Genomic DNA, 15,557 nt, shown 5'->3' with positions numbered 1-15,557 from the left:
TGCGGCGCGCGTATCGTTCGGACATGTCATCCCACAGTCTGCTTCCGCCCACCACCGCATCGCTCGCACAGGACATCCGAGACGACCGCGAACGGCAGATGCAGGAACGTTGGGTCGCGAGCACGGAAGCCTTCTGGCAGACCACGGCCCCCACGAGCGGCGGACGCGTGCCTCGGAACGAGCCTGGTCAGGGCGACCGCCGGGGGCGCACGACCTCCCGCTGACGTCGACCGTTCGCGCGGTACGAACGTCGGCTCGACGCCTCACTGGGAATTCGGATTCCCAGTTCGCGGCAATGCTTCCGACAATCGCCTGATCCCGGCCTCGATTCATCCTGAGAACGAGCCGAGAACTGCGTGTTCGGCGGCTTCTTGAGCGGTGAAGGACTCGTCCTCGACCCCCGGCGTCGCTACGATCAGAGCACAGGCACCACGATCCCGAGTCGTGGACACCGCTCGACCCCCACCGAACCGGTACCGCCTCGTCTGCGTTCCGCGCACGACGGTTGACCCCGCCCGAGGAGACGGCCATGAACGACACCCTCAACACCGACCATGAACGCACCGAGACAGGACAACAGCGGCGCTCAGCCTCGCTCCTGAAACACCGGGTGCTCGATCTCGAGGAGCGGCGCATCGCCGAGACCCTCGCCTGGGCTCGCGAGGATCCGTCCCTCGAACGCGCTGCCGCGCTCATCGTGTCCGCCCGCCGTCGGTTCGTCATCGGCGCGTCCACGTCCTTCACCTACGCCTCGCTGCTCGCGGCCGAACTCGGCGCCGCCATCGCGAACGTCACGCTCGTGGACGGCACGATCGTCCGTCCGCTCGACGTCCTGAGCGACGTTCGATCAAGCGACGTCATGATCGCCGTCTCGCTGACGAGGTACCGCAAGTACACGGTCGACGTCGCCGTGCCCTTCGCGAAGGCCGGCGGTCGCCTCGTCGTCATCACCGATTCACCCGACGCGCCGCTCGTACCGTACGCGACCGAGAGCATCATCGTGAAGCCGTCGACCCGTGCCGGCGAGACCGCACCGACCACCGTCGCCGTCGTCATCCACCTGCTCGCGACGCTCATCACCGCGAGCGCCAAGGGCGCCGCACGGCGACTCGTCGAGCGCGAACGCCTCGCGGCATCGCTCGGCGTCTACGTCGACGACGACGCCTACGTCGAAGAGCGCTGATCGTTCTCGTCTGCGACGAGTGACAACGGTGAGGTGACCGTCTCGAGCGATTTTCGTTCGGCGTCCACCCCGAAGATGAACGTCACGACCCCGCCGACGATCATCACGCCCGCTCCGATGAAGTACCCGATCGTGAGCGGGCCGCGGTCGCTGCCGTCACCGATGAGCGAACCGTACAGGAGCGGCGCCACCGAGCCGGCGATCTGGCCGAGCGCGAAGAAGTACGAGATCGCCTGGCTGCGAAGCTCCAAGGGGAAGATCTCGCTGACCGTGAGATACGCGCTCGAAGCGCCGGCCGATGCGAAGAAGAACGAGACGCACCAGAAGATCGTCTGCGTCGCGGCGTTGAGCGTTCCGGCCTGGAAGAGGACCGCCGAGACCGCGAGCACGGCCCCCGAGACGCCATAGGTCAGCAGGATCATCTTCCGCCTGCCCCAGACGTCGAAGAAATGACCGAGGAGCAGTGGGCCGAGCAGATTGCCGATCGCGAACGGGAAGAAGTAGTACTGCGTCGAGCTTGGCGACGTGCCGTAGAAATTCTGCAGGACGAGCGCGTAGGTGAAGAAGATCGCGTTGTAGAGGAACGACTGGGTGATCATCATCGTCGCGCCGACGAGCGTTCGTTTCGGGTACTGCTTGAACAGCACGCTCGCGATGGTCCGGAACGGAACCCGGCCCGTCGCCTGGACCGTGATCGCCTTGTCGTCGGAGACCGGTTCGATCGTGCCGCCCTCGCGCTTCACCCGCGCTTCGATGTCGTCCACGGTCTGTTCCGCTTCAGCCTCGCGGCCGTGCGTCATGAGCCACCGCGGACTCTCCGGGATGTGCCGCCTGAGGTAGATGATCATGAGGCCGAGGATGGGGCCGATGAAGAAGCCCAACCGCCACCCGACGTTCTCAGCGAAGTAGTCCGTGTTGAGGAGAAAGAGGTTCGCCGCCGAGCCCAGTGCGGCGCCGCCCCAGTACGTGCCGTTGATGGCGATGTCGACGCGGCCACGGTACTTCGAGGGGATGAGCTCGTCGATCGCCGAGTTGATGGCCGCGTACTCGCCGCCGATGCCCATGCCCGCGAAGAAGCGGAAGATCATCAGGAACCAGACCGTTGGCGAGAGTCCTGCGATGCCGCTCGCGATGAGGTAGATCGCGAGCGTCAGGATGAAGAGCTTCTTCCGGCCGAGCTTGTCGGACAGGCGTCCGAAGTACAGCGCACCGGTCACCTGGCCGAGGAGGTAGACGGTGCCGAGGAGTCCGACCTCCGTCGCCGACATCCCGAGCGACTTCTGGAACCCGGCCGAAGCGACGATCTGGATCTCGAGGCCGTCGAGCACCCAGGAGAACCCCAACCCGACGACGATGAGCCAGTGGAATCTCGTCCACGGCAGACGGTCCATCCGGGCTGGAACGAGGCTGCGATACGGTTCGCCCTGCTTCGCTGTGGCCGGCGTGCTCGACATGGTGCTCCTTCCGCGCGGAGGCGGGAGCACGAGTGTTCGGGATGTGCCGCATCGGTGCGGCTCCCGGCACCTCCCGGATCGCGGTTCGAGAGTACTCCCGGCGCGGAGCACGCGCTCCCGGACGACGGACCCCTTGACGGGCGCCGGACGGATGACCAGAATGCGCCCTGCCGGGACCGGCTGTGGTCGGCCGGACCGGTGTGCCGACTACGCTCGGAAGGGGCTCCCGCGCGGTTCTGCTGCGGGTTCGCCCGCACGGACGAACGAGGAGGCGCGGATGTCTGCGTTGGACCAGGAGACCGAATCGGCCATCGAAGCGGTGTTCGCGGAACGGATCGCGGACGGCGTGAGTCCCGGGTCGTACGTCGCCTTCTTCGATCGCGACGGCATCGACTTCGAACGCGGATACGGCGTCGCGGCGCTCGGCGGCTCGGCCCCGACCGCAGACACGCTGTTCCGCATCGCGTCGTGCACGAAGAGCTTCATCGCAGCCACGTTGCTGATCCTCCGAGACGCCGGCCGCCTCGATCTCGACACGCCGATCGACGAGTTCGTGCCGGAGTTCCAGCCGGAGACGCCGGCGGGTTCCGTCGTCCGGCCGACCGTCCGCCAGGCCATGACGATGTCGACGGGCCTCCCCACCGACGACCCCTGGGCGGACCGTCAGGAATCGATCACGGTCGACGAGTTCACGGCGATGCTGCGCGCGGGCGTCCGGTGCGCGACCGTGCCGGGCACGGCCTTCGAGTACTCGAATCTCGGCTACGCACTCCTCGGCCAGGTCATCGAACGGGTCACGGGCGAACCCTTCACCCAGGCCGTCACGGAACTGCTCCTGCAGCCGCTCGGCCTCGGTGCGGTGTTCGAGCTGCCGGCGGCGCAGGGCGCGGCGGGTCCATCGGGTGCCCGTGGCGCCTCGGGTGCCCCTGGCATCGCCGCGATCGGCTACCGGTCAGGGATCGACGGGTTCGTCGAGCTGCCGTTCACCGGGCCCGGCGTGTTCTCCTCGATCGGCGGGCTGTTCGCCTCCGCGCGCACCCTCATCGGCTGGGTGCGTTGGTTGGATGCCGCGTGGACGAGCGAGGCGGACGGTCCGGGGTCACCGCTCTCCGCAGCCAGCCGCCGGGAGATGCAGCAGCTCCATCGGGTGGCGCCGCCGCGGAAGCCCGTCGAGGGAGTGCCATCGCCCGAGGTGCTCGGCTACGGGTTCGGGCTCTTCGTGGAACACGACGCGGAGTTCGGCCCGATCGTGTCGCACTCGGGCGGCTATCCCGGATTCAGCGCGCACATGCGCTGGAATCCGCGCTCCGGCATCGGCGTCGTGGCGTTCGAGAACGCGGGGTACGCCGCCGTGTCCGTCCCCGCCGGCGCGGCGCTGCGGCTCGTACTCGCCGATGACGCCGAACCGCTCGACGTCCGGCCGTGGCGGGAGACCCTCGTCGCCGCCATGACCGCGACCGGCCTCGTCACGCACTGGGACGACGACATCGCCGATGCGATCTTCGCGATGAACGTCGCCCTCGACCGACCCTACGCGGAACGTGCTGCCCTCATTGGAGCTGCCGTCGACTCCATCGGCGGCTTCACCGATGAACCGTCCGATACCGGTGCGCCGCTCTGCGACTCTCCCGACCACCTCGTGTGGTTCATGCAGGGGCGTCGCGGACGCTTGCGCTGCGAGGTCAGGATGGGGCCGACCCTCCCGCTGCGGGTCCAGACGTTCGCGGTGACGGCTGAGTCGGCGGGCTGAGCGCGGCGCGCGGGGACGTCACACGGCCTCAGCATCAACCGCGCCGGCCTGAGCGGCCTGCGCCGCGTAGTCAGGGAGTTCCTGCAGGGTCCAGGTGTTGCCGTCGGGATCGTCGAAGCTCACGAACCGACCCCATGAGAGGTCCTGCACCTCGCCCGCGTCGACCCCGTTCGCCACGAGATGCGCACGGGCTTCGTCGGCATTCGGAATGACGACCTGGATCGAGTTCTGCGTGCCCGGTTCCATGTCGGTGAGGCCGGTGCCGAACGCGATCGAGCACGCCGAACCCGGAGGCGTCAGTTGCACGAAGCGGATGCCGCCGCCCGGTTGCTCGTCGTAGTCGGCCGTGAAGCCGACCTGGTCGACGTAGAACGCCTTCGCGCGGTCGACGTCCGTCACAGGGACGAAAATGAGTTCGATCTTCCAGTCCATGATGCTGATGGTCCTTCCCGTCAGGTGGCACTGGTGCGATCGTCCTGCGGTCCGGTGCGTACTGTCAAGAGGGGAATGGCGGCGTTCGTCGAGATCGCGCCCGCTCAGGCCGGTCAGCGTAGAGCGGCCGCAGCACTGACCTCGGGACGCAGGTCGAGGCGTCGGAGGAGCTGGGCGTTGAGTGCGACGACGATCGTCGAGAGTGACATGAGCAACGCACCCACAGCCATCGGTAGGACGAATCCGACCGGTGCGAGGACGCCGGCCGCGAGCGGAACCGACAGGAGGTTGTAGCCAGCGGCCCACCACAGGTTCTGCTGCATCTTCCGGTAGCTCCGCTGGGAGAGTTCCAGGACCGAGAGGACCGACCTCGGATCGGAGCTCGCGAGCACGACGCCCGCGGATGCGATCGCGACGTCCGTTCCTGCACCGATCGCGATGCCGACGTTCGCCTGCGCGAGCGCCGGGGCGTCGTTCACGCCGTCGCCGACCATCGCGACGATGCGGCCCTCCGACTGCAGTTCGCTGACGATCCGGCCCTTGTCCTCCGGCCGGACGCCCGCGACGACCTGATCGATCCCGATCTCCGCGGCGACCGAGTCCGCGACCTGTTGCGCATCGCCCGTGACCATCACCACGCGGATCCCGCTCGCGTGCAATGCATCGACCGCCTGCTTCGACTCCGGGCGCACGTCGTCCGCCAGGCCGATCGCGCCGATGACCGTGTCGTCCCGCAGAACGTGCAGGATGATCGCGCCCTGGGCCTTCCAAGCCTCGGTGCCGGGGAGCGGCTCCAGCCCGTGTTCGCGGAGGAGCCCGGGGCCACCGACGGCGATGCGAGAGTCGCCGACCGTCGCCGAGACGCCGACGGCCGTGGACGCCGTGAAGTCGCTCGCACGCTTCACCGTCACCTCGCGTGCGGAGGCCGCTTCCGTGATCGCAGCGGCCAGCGGGTGTTCGCTGTCCCGTTCCGCAGCAGCGGCGAGGGCGATGAGTTCGTCGTCGGACACGCCGGCGGTCGTCGTGATATGGGTGACGGCCGGCTCGCCCTTCGTGAGGGTGCCCGTCTTGTCGAAGATGACCGTGTCGACCGTGCGCATGGTCTCGAGTGCCGCGCGGTCGGTCACGAGGACGCCGCCCTTGGCGGCTCGCTCCGTCGCGATGGAGACGACGAGGGGGATGGCGAGGCCGAGCGCGTGGGGGCACGCGATCACGAGCACGGTGATGCTGCGGATGAGCGCGTCCTCCGGTGTGCCCCAGATGGACCAGGCGATGACCGTGAGCACGGCGGCGCCGAGCGCGAACCAGAACAGCCACGCGGCGGCACGGTTGGCGAGGAGCTGTGCCTTCGACGTCGAGTTCTGCGCCTCCTCGACGAGCCGACGGATGCCGGCGAGGGTCGTGTCATCGCCGATCGCCGCCACGCGGACACGGATCGCGGTGTCGGTCGAGACCGTTCCCGCGACGACGCGGTCGCCGGGACCGCGCGATACCGGGCGGGATTCGCCCGTGATCATCGACTCGTCGACGTCCGCAGTGCCTTCGGTGATCGTCCCGTCCGCCGGCACGCGCCCGCCGGGGCGCACGATGACGACGTCGCCGACTCGGAGGGCATCGGGTGAGACCTGCTCCACCGCATCGTCATCGGTCATCCGCTCCGCCGTGTCGGGGAGGAGCGCCGCGAGCGACTCCAGGGCGGAGGACGACTGCGCGAGCGAGCGCATCTCGATCCAGTGGCCGAGCAGCATGATGACGACGAGGAGCGCGAGCTCCCACCAGAAGTCGAGTTCGTGGGTCAGGATGCCGAAGCTCGCACCCCACGAGGACAGGAAGGCGACCGTGATCGCGAGCGCGATCAGGAGCATCATGCCCGGCTGGCGACTGCGGATCTCGCTGACAGCGCCCGTGAGGAACGGCTTGCCGCCCCACACGTACATCACGGTGCCGAGGATGGGTGAGACCCACTCGAGGCCGGGCGCAGACGGGAGGGAATAGCCGAGGATCGACGCGAACATGCCGCTCGTGAATACCACCGGAACGGCGATGACGAGCATGATCCAGAACAGGCGACGGAACTGCGCGACGTGGTCGCCGTGCCCTGCGTGGCCGCTGTGGTCACCGTGGCTGGCGTGCTCGTCGTGGTTCTGGTGCTCGTCGTGCGCGTCGCTCGGGTGCGAGTCGTGGACGTGCGGCTGCGTGTGCATTGTGTGCTCGTGCGGATCCGACATGTCCTCAAGCTATACCCCTAGGGGGTATTGGTCAAGCGGTGTGGACGGTGTTCGTCCTGGGCGGAACCGGTCCGCTCACGCAACGTGCCCGTCCGGCATCCTCTGTGGATGGCGGACGGGCACGTGCTTCGTTCGCGCCGAGCTCAGCCGAGGACGAGCGCCGCCGCCGTCCCGGCGACGAGCACGTTGATCGCTCCGAGCGCGACGGGGACCGCTCGCGGCGCACCCGCCCGCAGGTTCGGAAGTCGGGTCCACGCGGCGACGGCGCCACCGACGCCTGTCGCGAAGAGTGCGACCGGGACGAGCCAGAACAGCGGCGACACCATCGTGGACCAGGCGACGAGCTGGTAGGCGAGCAGCATCGAGACCAGGGCGTACAGAGCGCCCGTCACGACCACCAGCCGACTCTTCGCAGCGAAGGGGCCCTTCCTGAGGAGGACCGAGAGCGCGAACAGCGCCGGGATGACGACCGCGAGGATCGGCGGGACGAACATGAACAGCAGACCGATGACCAGTTCCATCACTGCACCTCCATCAGGGCGAGGCCGAGCGGGTCGACTGCCGAAGCGGTGCTCGTGAGGACCACGACGGCACGATCGCGATCGCGGTCGAAGCCGACCCAGGTCGCGAACCCACCGGTCCCGCCGTTGTGCCAGGTGACGTCACCCTGCGTGATCCACGCGTAGCCGATCTCCGCCGACTCGTTCAGCTCCACGCGGGGCGTCGCGGCATCGGCCCCTGGTGCGCTTCCGTCCAGCTGCGCCCTCGCGTACTTCGTCATGTCAGCGAGGGTCGAGCGGATGCTGCCGGCCGGCGCGTTGCCTGAGAGCGTCCAGGGCGCGGCGTGGCGTCCGGAGTTCGTCCGTCCCGTCGGCGCGTCCTGTCGCAGATCGGCGAGCGAGGTCGGCGCGGTCGTCGACTCCATCCGGAGCGGTGTGAAGATGCGATCGGCGGCGAGCGTCGCCCAATCGGTTCCCGCCGCGGCGGCCACGGCATGTCCGAGCAGGGACATGCCGAGATTGGAATACACGAACTCCTTGGGACCGAGTTCGACGTCCTTCGCGGCTTGGACGAGTTCATCGGTCGTGTACGGGTATGGATCGCCCGCCCGGAGCTGGGAGAGGATGGCGGAGAACATCATGGTGCCCGTCTGCGGGAAGGCGGGCAGACCGCTCGTCTGGGTCGCGAGTTCCTCGAGACGGATAGTCGATGCCGGGCTGTCGCCCAGATCGAGCAGGTCACCGAGCTTCGTCGTCGCTTCGACCTCCCCGCGAGCGATCGCGTCGGCGAGCAGTGAGCCCGTCACGGTCTTCGTGACGGAGCCGATCTCGTACTCTGTCGTGTCGGTCGCGCCGAAGTTGGCGGTGCGGACCCGGTCGCCGTCGATCACGGCGACGCTCACCCGCTCGCGGGCCCCGGGGATCTCGGTGAGCTGCTTGCGCACGGTCGCGATGATCGCCTCGTCGCCGGAGACGTCCGCGGACAGCTCGGTGGGCCGGGGGATCAGTAGGACGCCGACCACCGCGGTGGCGACGGCTGCCGCGAGGGCGATGACGAGCGTGCTCCGGCCGCGGATCATCGGATGCTGCTCTGTTCGGCGGATCGTCGGCTGCTCGGATCGGATGGATGAGGGGGCGAATGCAGTCGTTTCTGGGTCACGGTTCGAGCCTAAGAAACCGTCATCTGTTGCGTATCGAGCGGAGGGACCATCTCCGCCCCGACCAGCCTGGCACCCTGGTACGACCCGATGCGCATGCGGCCGCCGATGCGGACGCGACGCAACGTGTCGCCCGGATGCGACGGAACATGTCGCCGGGATCCGCCGATGCCGCGTCCCGCCGCTACAGTCGTGCCATGACCACACAGCTCGTCCTCGGAGCAGGACTCATCGGTACAGGGCTCGTCGAACGGTTGGTCGCTCGCGGAGACAGGGTCGTCGTCGCCACGCGGAGCGGCACGAAGCTCCCCGGGGCGACAGCCGTCTCGCTCGACGCATCCGACGACATCGCCATCGCCGCCGCCGCCGAAGGCGCTCAGACGATCTTCACCTGCGTCAACCCGCCGTACGGCAAGTGGGCGACGCTCTGGCCACCCGTCTTCGCCGCCGTGACGGAGGCGGCGAAGCGATCCGGCGCATCGCTCGTGACCATGGGCAACCTGTACCCGTGCGGCCGGGCTGCGATGCCGATGACGGAGCACTCGCCGGAGCATCCCGCCGACCGGAAGGGCGCGATCCGCGAGGCGGGTTGGGCGCTCGCGAAAGCCGCGAACGACCGAGGGGACATCCGGGCGGTCGAGGTTCGGGCGTCGGACTACTTCGGGCCCGGATCCGGTCCGACCGCCCACCTCGGCGGTCGATTCTTCGAGCCCCTCCTGACCGGCGGGACCGCCCGCGTCGTCGGGAACCCGGCTCTCGCGCACAGCTGGGCCTACCTGCCGGACATCACGGCGACCCTCGTCGCGGCCGCCGATCACCCCGGTGAGTGGGGGCGTGTCTGGCACGTGCCGCCCGCGAGCGACCTGTCCCGAACGGCTATCGCCGATCGCCTGCGAGAACAGTACGGTGCCACCGGACGGCTGTCACCGTACCCGGGCGCACTGCTCGCAGCCATCGGCTTGTTCGTGCCCGACATCCGAGAGGTGCACCGGTCCAGCTACCAGTTCACGGCGCCCTTCGTGAACACCGCGGACGAGACCGTTCGTGAACTGGGCGTGCAGCCGACGCCGTGGGACGAAGCCCTGGAGACGACGGTCGAGTCGTACCGCTGAATGCCGGGCCGACCGATGCGCTGAAGGCTGCGCTCCGAGCCGGCATGCCGTCGAACGACGACTGCGGGTCCCTCGGCTGAGGGACCCGCAGGCTGACGTGGTGCTCGACGACTAGTCGTCGTTCCCGGGGGAGATGTCCTCCGTGGCTTCCTCGTACGTGTAGTTCGCGGTGGTCGGACCGTCGTGGGCTCCGGTGTCCTCGAGACCGCCGACCTGACGGTAGACGAGCTGTCCTTCGCCGAACGGCAGGACGAGTTCAGCGCCCTGACCCTCCTCGAGGGGGATGATCTCGCCGTCGAGCGGACCACCGGTGAGTTTCGCAAGTGTCTGTGACATGGTTCCTCCTGTTGTCGTCAGCCTAGTCTCGGCTGCCCGGAGAACCGGGCGGGCGCCCGGCGCGGGGTGGATCGGGGCGGTGCTGGTCGCACGGCGGTGCTGGTCGGGGCGTTCCCGCGAGCGTGCCGCGTGATGCTGGGACGTGCTGTGCCGCGTCAGAGCGCGAAGATCGTCCAGGACGCCGCGTGCGAGCCCTCTGGAGCGAGGACGACGAGGTCCGTCCCGGAGTTGAACGCGTCAGGCGGGCACGTCATCGGTTCGACGGCGAGCCCGATGCGATCGAGCTCCGCGACGGGCTGGTCTGCTGTATGCACCTGCACCCACGGAAGTTCGGCGCCCCACGTGATCGCAGCGCCGGAGCCGTCCGAAGTCAGCACGCGGACGGTGAACGTCGGCGTCGCGGCCGCGTCGTCGGTGTCGTCATCGCTCGTGAGGCTCGTGAACGCGTGGTCGATGAAGGTCGACCCGATCGGGCGCGGGTCGCGGAAGTCGAAGGTGCCGTCGTCCGCCGTCGCGACGTCGACGAGCGCGTCCGGGATGAGTCGCTCACCCGTGAAGGTGAAGACGTCCGAAGCCGGCAGGTCGAGGAACCACTCGTCGACGCGACCGGGGCCGGCCACGAGGTACGGGTGCGGGCCGGTGCCGTACGGTGCAGCGGAGTCGCCGGTGTTCACGGCCTCCACCGTCGTCGTCAGACCGTTCTCGTCGAGCGAGTAGGTCGTGGTGAGGGCGATGCGATGCGGGTACCCGGGCTGCGCCTCGACGACCGTTCGCAGCGACACGCGGTCGGCCGGTCGCGTGGCCTCGTCGTCGACCGGCTGCCAGTCCAGCCAGGCGGCGAGACCGTGGAGTGCATGGCCGCGCGCGGGTTCGGTGAGCGACAGCTGGCGCGCTTCACCATCGAAGGAGTACCTGCCGTCGATCACCCGGTTCGGCCACGGAGCGAGGACGGCGCCGCGGAAGAACGGCCGCACCTCGTCCTCGGCGAAGGGCACGACGAGGTCGCGGCCGGCGAAGGTCAGGCGTCGCAGGGTCGCACCGACACTGGCGATCGTGGCGCGGTACTCACCTGCCACGAGCTCGAATTGGGAACCGGAGACGGGTACGCGTGAAGTCACGGCTCCATCCTTGCGCATCTCGCCGTCGGGATGCGGTATCGGCGACGTGGTGCGTCCTCCCGCTGCGCGATAGTCTGCACGCATGAGCGAGGATGCGGCGAAGAGCGGGGCGCCTGACGAGGGCGTCGAAGCGCCACTGCACACGTCGGAGACGGCAGAACTGTCCGAGGCCCCGGCAGCGGCCGAGGAACCGGCAGCGACTCCCGCCCGCGTGATCGCCACACCACGGACCGCCCTCGGCGTCATCGGCTTCTCGCTCAACCTGCTCACACAGTTGGCGATGGTCGTCATCGGCTTCCTCTTCATCTCCGCCGACGACTACGGAGAAGGGTTCTGGGCACTCCTCCTCTGGTGCATGATCGGAACCCTCTATGCGGCGACCGTGATCGTGGTGCTCTGGCGGCTGAGCGCAGCCGACCGACCGGCCACGGAGCATCGGATGAGCCGTCTCGCCCTCAGCCGGCCAGCGCGCATCGTGTCCACCGGTGCGACGATCCTCGCGAGTTTCGTCGGCCTGGGCGCGGCGGTCGAGCTGCTCGCGCTCCGCTCGGATCCGGAGTGGCAAGGCCTCATCGAGATCATCGGCGTCTGGGCGATGCTCCTCGCGTGGGGCTTCCTGCACTGGGGCTTCGCCCAGATCTACTCGCAGGGCTACTACGCGAACCCCGCCGTCCCCACACTGCGGTTCCCGAACACGCCGTACCCGACGATCACTGATTTCGTCTACTTCGCGTTCACGATCGGGACGACGTTCGCCGCCTCCGACGTGGAGACGCTGCGCCCGCTCGTCCGCTGGCGGATCGTCTGGCACTCGGTGCTGAGCTTCTTCTTCAACGGCCTCATCATCGTGCTCGCGCTCAACACCATCACGGGGTCGTCCGGCGCGCCGTTGGACATCCGGATTCCGTAGCTCGGGCAGTTCGTGCCGCTCTGCACGGCGACTCAGTCGAGTGCTTTGCCCCGCATATCGGACAGGGCGAGCGCGGCGACGGCCGCGACGACGAAGAACCCGGCGAAGACGGAGAACAGCAGGGCGTGTCCGACGAGCAGGAGCGCCGGTACGGAGAGCGGCGCGATGATCGAGGCGATTCGGCCGACGCCTGCAGCCCAGCCCGCACCCGTCGCACGGAGGCTCGTCGGGTAGAGCTCGGGCGTCACGGCGTAGAGCGCGCCCCAAGCACCCAGGTTGAAGAAGGAGAGCAGCATGCCGAAGGTGATGATCATCGGCTCGCTCGTGGCCGTTCCGAAGCCGATCGCCGACGCGGCCGAGCCCGCGAGGAAGAGCGCGAGCGTCTGCTTCCGGCCCCACGCCTCCACGAGCCACGCCGACACCGCGTAGCCGGGGAGCTGCGCAAGGGTGATCACGAGCGTGAAGCCGAAGGAGCGGACGAGGGAGAATCCGGAGGCGACGAGGATCGTGGGGATCCAGATGAACGCTCCGTAGTAGGAGAAGTTGACGCAGAACCAGACGATCCAGAGGGCGCCTGTGTCGCGGCGTTGCGCCGGGGCCCAGAGCGCGCGCAGGCGCTGGCCGGCCGTGATGCGGGGGACCACGGGTGCGTCTGGGGACGGCGTCGTGGACGAGGCGGATGCGGGTGCCGCATATGCGGCCGAGGACGTGGACGGCGTCGACGCCGCGGAGGACGTCGGGGCTCCCGTCGCCGGGTCTCCTGCTGGCAGGGCCGGTGAAGCGACGCCGGCAGATGCCTCGAACCGCCGGACGACGAGCTCGGCCTCGGTGTATCGCCCACGAGATTCGAGGAACCGGACGGACTCCGGCAGGCGGAACCGGACGAGCGCCGCGTACACCGCCGGCACCGCTCCGAGCGCGAGCGCCCAGCGCCAGCCGGCATCGCTCAACGGGACTACGAGGTAGCCGATGAGCGCGGCGACGATCCACCCGAACGCCCAGAACGCTTCGAGCAGCACGATGATGCGGCCCCGGATCCTCGGTGGCGCGAACTCGCTCGCGAGCGTCGAGGCGACGGGGAGTTCAGCGCCGAGGCCGAGGCCGACGATCACCCGCAGCACGATGAGGACGCCGAGTGACCAGGAGAGCGCCGAGAGGCCCGTCGCGATGCCGAAGATCAGGAGCGTGATCGCGAAGACGTTCCGGCGTCCGACGCGGTCGGCGAGGAGACCGCCGAGGCTCGCGCCGATCGCCATGCCGACGAATCCCGCGGAGGCGATCCACGACAGCTCCGTATTGCCGAGCTGCCACTGGACGGCGAGCTGGGCGAGGACGAAGGACACGAGACCGACGTCCATCGCGTCGAGCGCCCAGCCGACCCCCGATCCGACGAGCAGGCGGCGGTGCGCGCCGGTGAAGGGGAGGGCGTCGAGGCGTTCCGTGCGGCTGCGGGTGTCTGCGGGTGTCGTCGTCACCGCTCCATTCTGGCCCTCCTGCGCCGTCCCCATGCCCTCCTGGTGTCTTCACAATTCCGGAAGTGGTGTGACAGGAGGGACGAAGGAAGCGTTTGCCGGCTGAAATAAGCGCTTTCCGGGCCCAGCGTTCCGGAAGTGTGCAAGAACGACAGGACGGGGAAGGAGAAGAGGGAGAGCGGAGAGAGGCGAGCAGGACTAGAAAGCGGCGAGGACCGCCTGGGCGACCGTGAAGATCGCCAGACCGGCCAGCGCACCGACGATCGTGCCGTTCAACCGGATGAACTGCAGGTCGCGACCCACGAGCAGCTCGATCTTCTCCGTCGTCTCGCGTGCATCCCATCGCTCGACCGTGTCCGTGATGATGCTCGCGATGTCGTGCCGGTACCTGGTGACGATGTAGGCGAGCGCGTCACCGACACGGCCGTCGACCTTCGCGGAGAGCGAGCGATCCGTCGTCAAGCGCACGCCGACATCGGCGATCGTCGAAGCGATGCGAGCCCGCAGCAGACTGTCCGGGGCGTCGAGCGCGTCCACGAACGCGGCCTTCGCCGCGGTCCACGTCTTGCCGGCGAGTTCGCGGACGCGGGGGCTGTCGAGGATGCCGTGCTTCGCCTGCTCCAGGCGCGCCATCGTGTCTGGGTCGTGCTGCAGCTGACCGGAGAGCTCGACGAGGTAGCGATCGAGGGCGACGCGGAGTTGGTGGTGCGGATCGGAGCGCACGGCTTCGAGGAACGACACGGCCTCGCGGTAGAGCTTGTCGTCGACGAGGCGGTCGACGAACGACGGCACCCAGCCCGGCAGGCGACTCGACACGAGCTTCGTGAACGCGGTCGGATTGGCAGCGAGCCAGTCGGCCGTGCGGTCGACGAGGAGGTCGACGGCGTCGTGATGGGCGCCGGAACCGATGATGTGCTCCGCCCACCGGCCGATGTTCGGCGCCCACTCCGGATCGATGAGATGCTTCGTGGCGAGTGATTCGACGAGCTCGCGGACATCGTCGTCGGACAGCGTGTCGAGCAGACCTCGAACCGCGACCGACGCCTCCGTCGTGAGGCGTTCAGCGTTCTTCGGCTCGCTCAGCCAGCCGCCGAGCTTCTCGGACACGCTGAAGGTCGCGAGCTTCTCGCGGATGACGTCCTCGGACAGGAAGTTCGTCTCGACGAATTCACCGAGGCTCACCCCGATCTCGTCCTTGCGCTTCGGGATGATCGCCGTGTGCGGGATCGGGATGCCCAGCGGGTGCCGGAAGAGAGCTGTCACGGCGAACCAGTCGGCGAGGGCGCCGACCATCCCGCCCTCCGCTGCGGCGCGGACGTACTCGAGCCACGGGTACCTCGACTGCAGGGCGAACGCGACGGCGAAGATGAGCGCCATCAGGATGAGGAGGCCCGTCGCGAGCCGCTTCATCGCTCGCAGTCCGCGGAGCCGGTCCGCGTCCGCTGCGGAGAGCCCGCCTGGCTGCGGACCCGAACCGCCGGACGTCGCGCCGTTCGTGGTGCTCGTACTCGTCGTCACCGTCATCCGCCCATCCTAGGCACGCCCGATGACGGGATCGCTTCACATCGCGCGGTCATCGGTACCCCCTGGTGGTACTCTGAGCGCGTGATTGAGGACATCAAGAAGCGTGCACTGCACCGAACGAAGATCCTCGAGGGCCAGATGCGCGGTCTCGAGAAGATGATCGAGAACGAGGACTACTGCATGGACATCATCACGCAGTCGCTCGCCATCCAGAAGTCGCTCGGCTCGCTCAACAAGCTGCTCGTGGAGAACCATCTCCTGACGCACGTGTCGCACATGTTCGAGGAGGGCGGCGAGCAGAAGGACGCCGCCGTCGCCGAGCTCCTCCGCGTCTTCGAGCTGTCCAACAACCGGGGCTGACCCGCCGTCCCGGACCCCCCA

The 15,557-nt window shown here is 68.5% G+C and carries 15 protein-coding genes; 6 read left to right on the top strand and 9 right to left on the bottom strand.

All coding sequences use genetic code 11. The annotated features are described in order from the left end of the window. Window positions 1-23: 23 nt before the first annotated feature. Both ACQ3HB_RS09350 and ACQ3HB_RS09345 read left to right on the top strand, forming a co-directional pair. A complete protein-coding gene (locus tag ACQ3HB_RS09350) occupies window positions 24-224 on the top strand; it encodes a hypothetical protein (protein WP_430919728.1) in 201 nt (66 codons plus the stop codon). A 305-nt stretch (window positions 225-529) separates the two neighbouring features. Further along, window positions 530-1,183, top strand: a complete 654-nt coding sequence (locus tag ACQ3HB_RS09345) for a MurR/RpiR family transcriptional regulator (protein WP_430919727.1) — start codon at window positions 530-532, stop codon at window positions 1,181-1,183. Here the strand turns inward: ACQ3HB_RS09345 and ACQ3HB_RS09340 are convergent. Further along, on the bottom strand, window positions 1,165-2,637 hold the full coding sequence (locus ACQ3HB_RS09340; protein ID WP_430919726.1) for an MFS transporter: 1,473 nt from the start codon (window positions 2,635-2,637) through the stop codon (window positions 1,165-1,167). The genes ACQ3HB_RS09345 and ACQ3HB_RS09340 overlap by 19 nt on opposite strands. Before the next feature lie 277 nt (window positions 2,638-2,914). On the opposite strand from ACQ3HB_RS09340, the gene ACQ3HB_RS09335 reads away from it, so the two are divergent. Continuing rightward, entirely contained in the window at window positions 2,915-4,387 is a 1,473-nt protein-coding gene (locus ACQ3HB_RS09335) for a serine hydrolase domain-containing protein (RefSeq protein WP_430919725.1), read from the top strand. An 18-nt stretch (window positions 4,388-4,405) separates the two neighbouring features. Here the strand turns inward: ACQ3HB_RS09335 and ACQ3HB_RS09330 are convergent, their stop codons facing one another. From ACQ3HB_RS09330 to ACQ3HB_RS09315, 4 genes are all read right to left on the bottom strand, one after another. After that, the gene (locus ACQ3HB_RS09330) at window positions 4,406-4,819 is read right to left on the bottom strand and encodes a VOC family protein (protein ID WP_430919724.1); all 414 of its coding nucleotides are present in this window, start codon (window positions 4,817-4,819) and stop codon (window positions 4,406-4,408) included. A gap of 113 nt (window positions 4,820-4,932) precedes the next feature. After that, on the bottom strand, window positions 4,933-7,047 hold the full coding sequence (locus tag ACQ3HB_RS09325; RefSeq protein WP_430919723.1) for a heavy metal translocating P-type ATPase: 2,115 nt from the start codon (window positions 7,045-7,047) through the stop codon (window positions 4,933-4,935). A 143-nt stretch (window positions 7,048-7,190) separates the two neighbouring features. Next, the gene (locus ACQ3HB_RS09320) at window positions 7,191-7,568 is read right to left on the bottom strand and encodes a hypothetical protein (RefSeq protein ID WP_430919722.1); all 378 of its coding nucleotides are present in this window, start codon (window positions 7,566-7,568) and stop codon (window positions 7,191-7,193) included. Further along, window positions 7,568-8,626, bottom strand: coding sequence for a serine hydrolase domain-containing protein (locus ACQ3HB_RS09315; RefSeq protein WP_430919721.1), 1,059 nt, complete (start codon window positions 8,624-8,626; stop codon window positions 7,568-7,570). Before ACQ3HB_RS09315 ends, ACQ3HB_RS09320 begins: the two co-directional genes overlap by 1 nt. Before the next feature lie 275 nt (window positions 8,627-8,901). Here ACQ3HB_RS09315 and ACQ3HB_RS09310 point away from each other — a divergent pair, with 275 nt between their 5' ends. Next, window positions 8,902-9,816 (top strand): NAD-dependent epimerase/dehydratase family protein, encoded by a 915-nt coding sequence (locus ACQ3HB_RS09310; protein WP_430919720.1) that lies wholly within the window; start codon window positions 8,902-8,904, stop codon window positions 9,814-9,816. A 111-nt stretch (window positions 9,817-9,927) separates the two neighbouring features. Here ACQ3HB_RS09310 and ACQ3HB_RS09305 read toward each other — a convergent pair whose 3' ends face one another. Both ACQ3HB_RS09305 and ACQ3HB_RS09300 read right to left on the bottom strand, forming a co-directional pair. Further along, a complete protein-coding gene (locus ACQ3HB_RS09305; RefSeq protein ID WP_430919719.1) occupies window positions 9,928-10,152 on the bottom strand; it encodes a response regulator in 225 nt (74 codons plus the stop codon). 155 nt (window positions 10,153-10,307) lie between these two features. After that, window positions 10,308-11,288: an aldose 1-epimerase family protein gene (locus tag ACQ3HB_RS09300; protein ID WP_430919778.1), complete on the bottom strand. Its 981-nt coding sequence runs from the start codon at window positions 11,286-11,288 to the stop codon at window positions 10,308-10,310. 64 nt (window positions 11,289-11,352) lie between these two features. Between ACQ3HB_RS09300 and ACQ3HB_RS09295 the strand changes: the two genes are divergently transcribed. Continuing rightward, the gene (locus tag ACQ3HB_RS09295) at window positions 11,353-12,180 is read left to right on the top strand and encodes a DUF1345 domain-containing protein (protein ID WP_430919717.1); all 828 of its coding nucleotides are present in this window, start codon (window positions 11,353-11,355) and stop codon (window positions 12,178-12,180) included. Window positions 12,181-12,212: 32 nt separating this feature from the next. On the opposite strand, the gene ACQ3HB_RS09290 is transcribed toward ACQ3HB_RS09295, so the two are convergent. Further along, complete coding sequence (locus ACQ3HB_RS09290; protein WP_430919716.1) at window positions 12,213-13,688, bottom strand: MFS transporter; 1,476 nt, start codon at window positions 13,686-13,688, stop codon at window positions 12,213-12,215. A 162-nt stretch (window positions 13,689-13,850) separates the two neighbouring features. Beyond that, on the bottom strand, window positions 13,851-15,176 hold the full coding sequence (locus tag ACQ3HB_RS09285) for a DUF445 domain-containing protein (protein WP_430919714.1): 1,326 nt from the start codon (window positions 15,174-15,176) through the stop codon (window positions 13,851-13,853). An 81-nt stretch (window positions 15,177-15,257) separates the two neighbouring features. On the opposite strand from ACQ3HB_RS09285, the gene ACQ3HB_RS09280 reads away from it, so the two are divergent. Then, window positions 15,258-15,536: a metal-sensitive transcriptional regulator gene (locus tag ACQ3HB_RS09280; protein WP_430919712.1), complete on the top strand. Its 279-nt coding sequence runs from the start codon at window positions 15,258-15,260 to the stop codon at window positions 15,534-15,536. Window positions 15,537-15,557 lie beyond the last annotated feature (21 nt).

Origin of the sequence: Plantibacter lichenum, assembly GCF_050587525.1 — a bacterium.
GTDB lineage: Bacteria > Actinomycetota > Actinomycetes > Actinomycetales > Microbacteriaceae > Plantibacter.
Note: the sequence above shows the minus strand (reverse complement) of the source record. Positions and strands in the feature narration are given on the sequence as shown.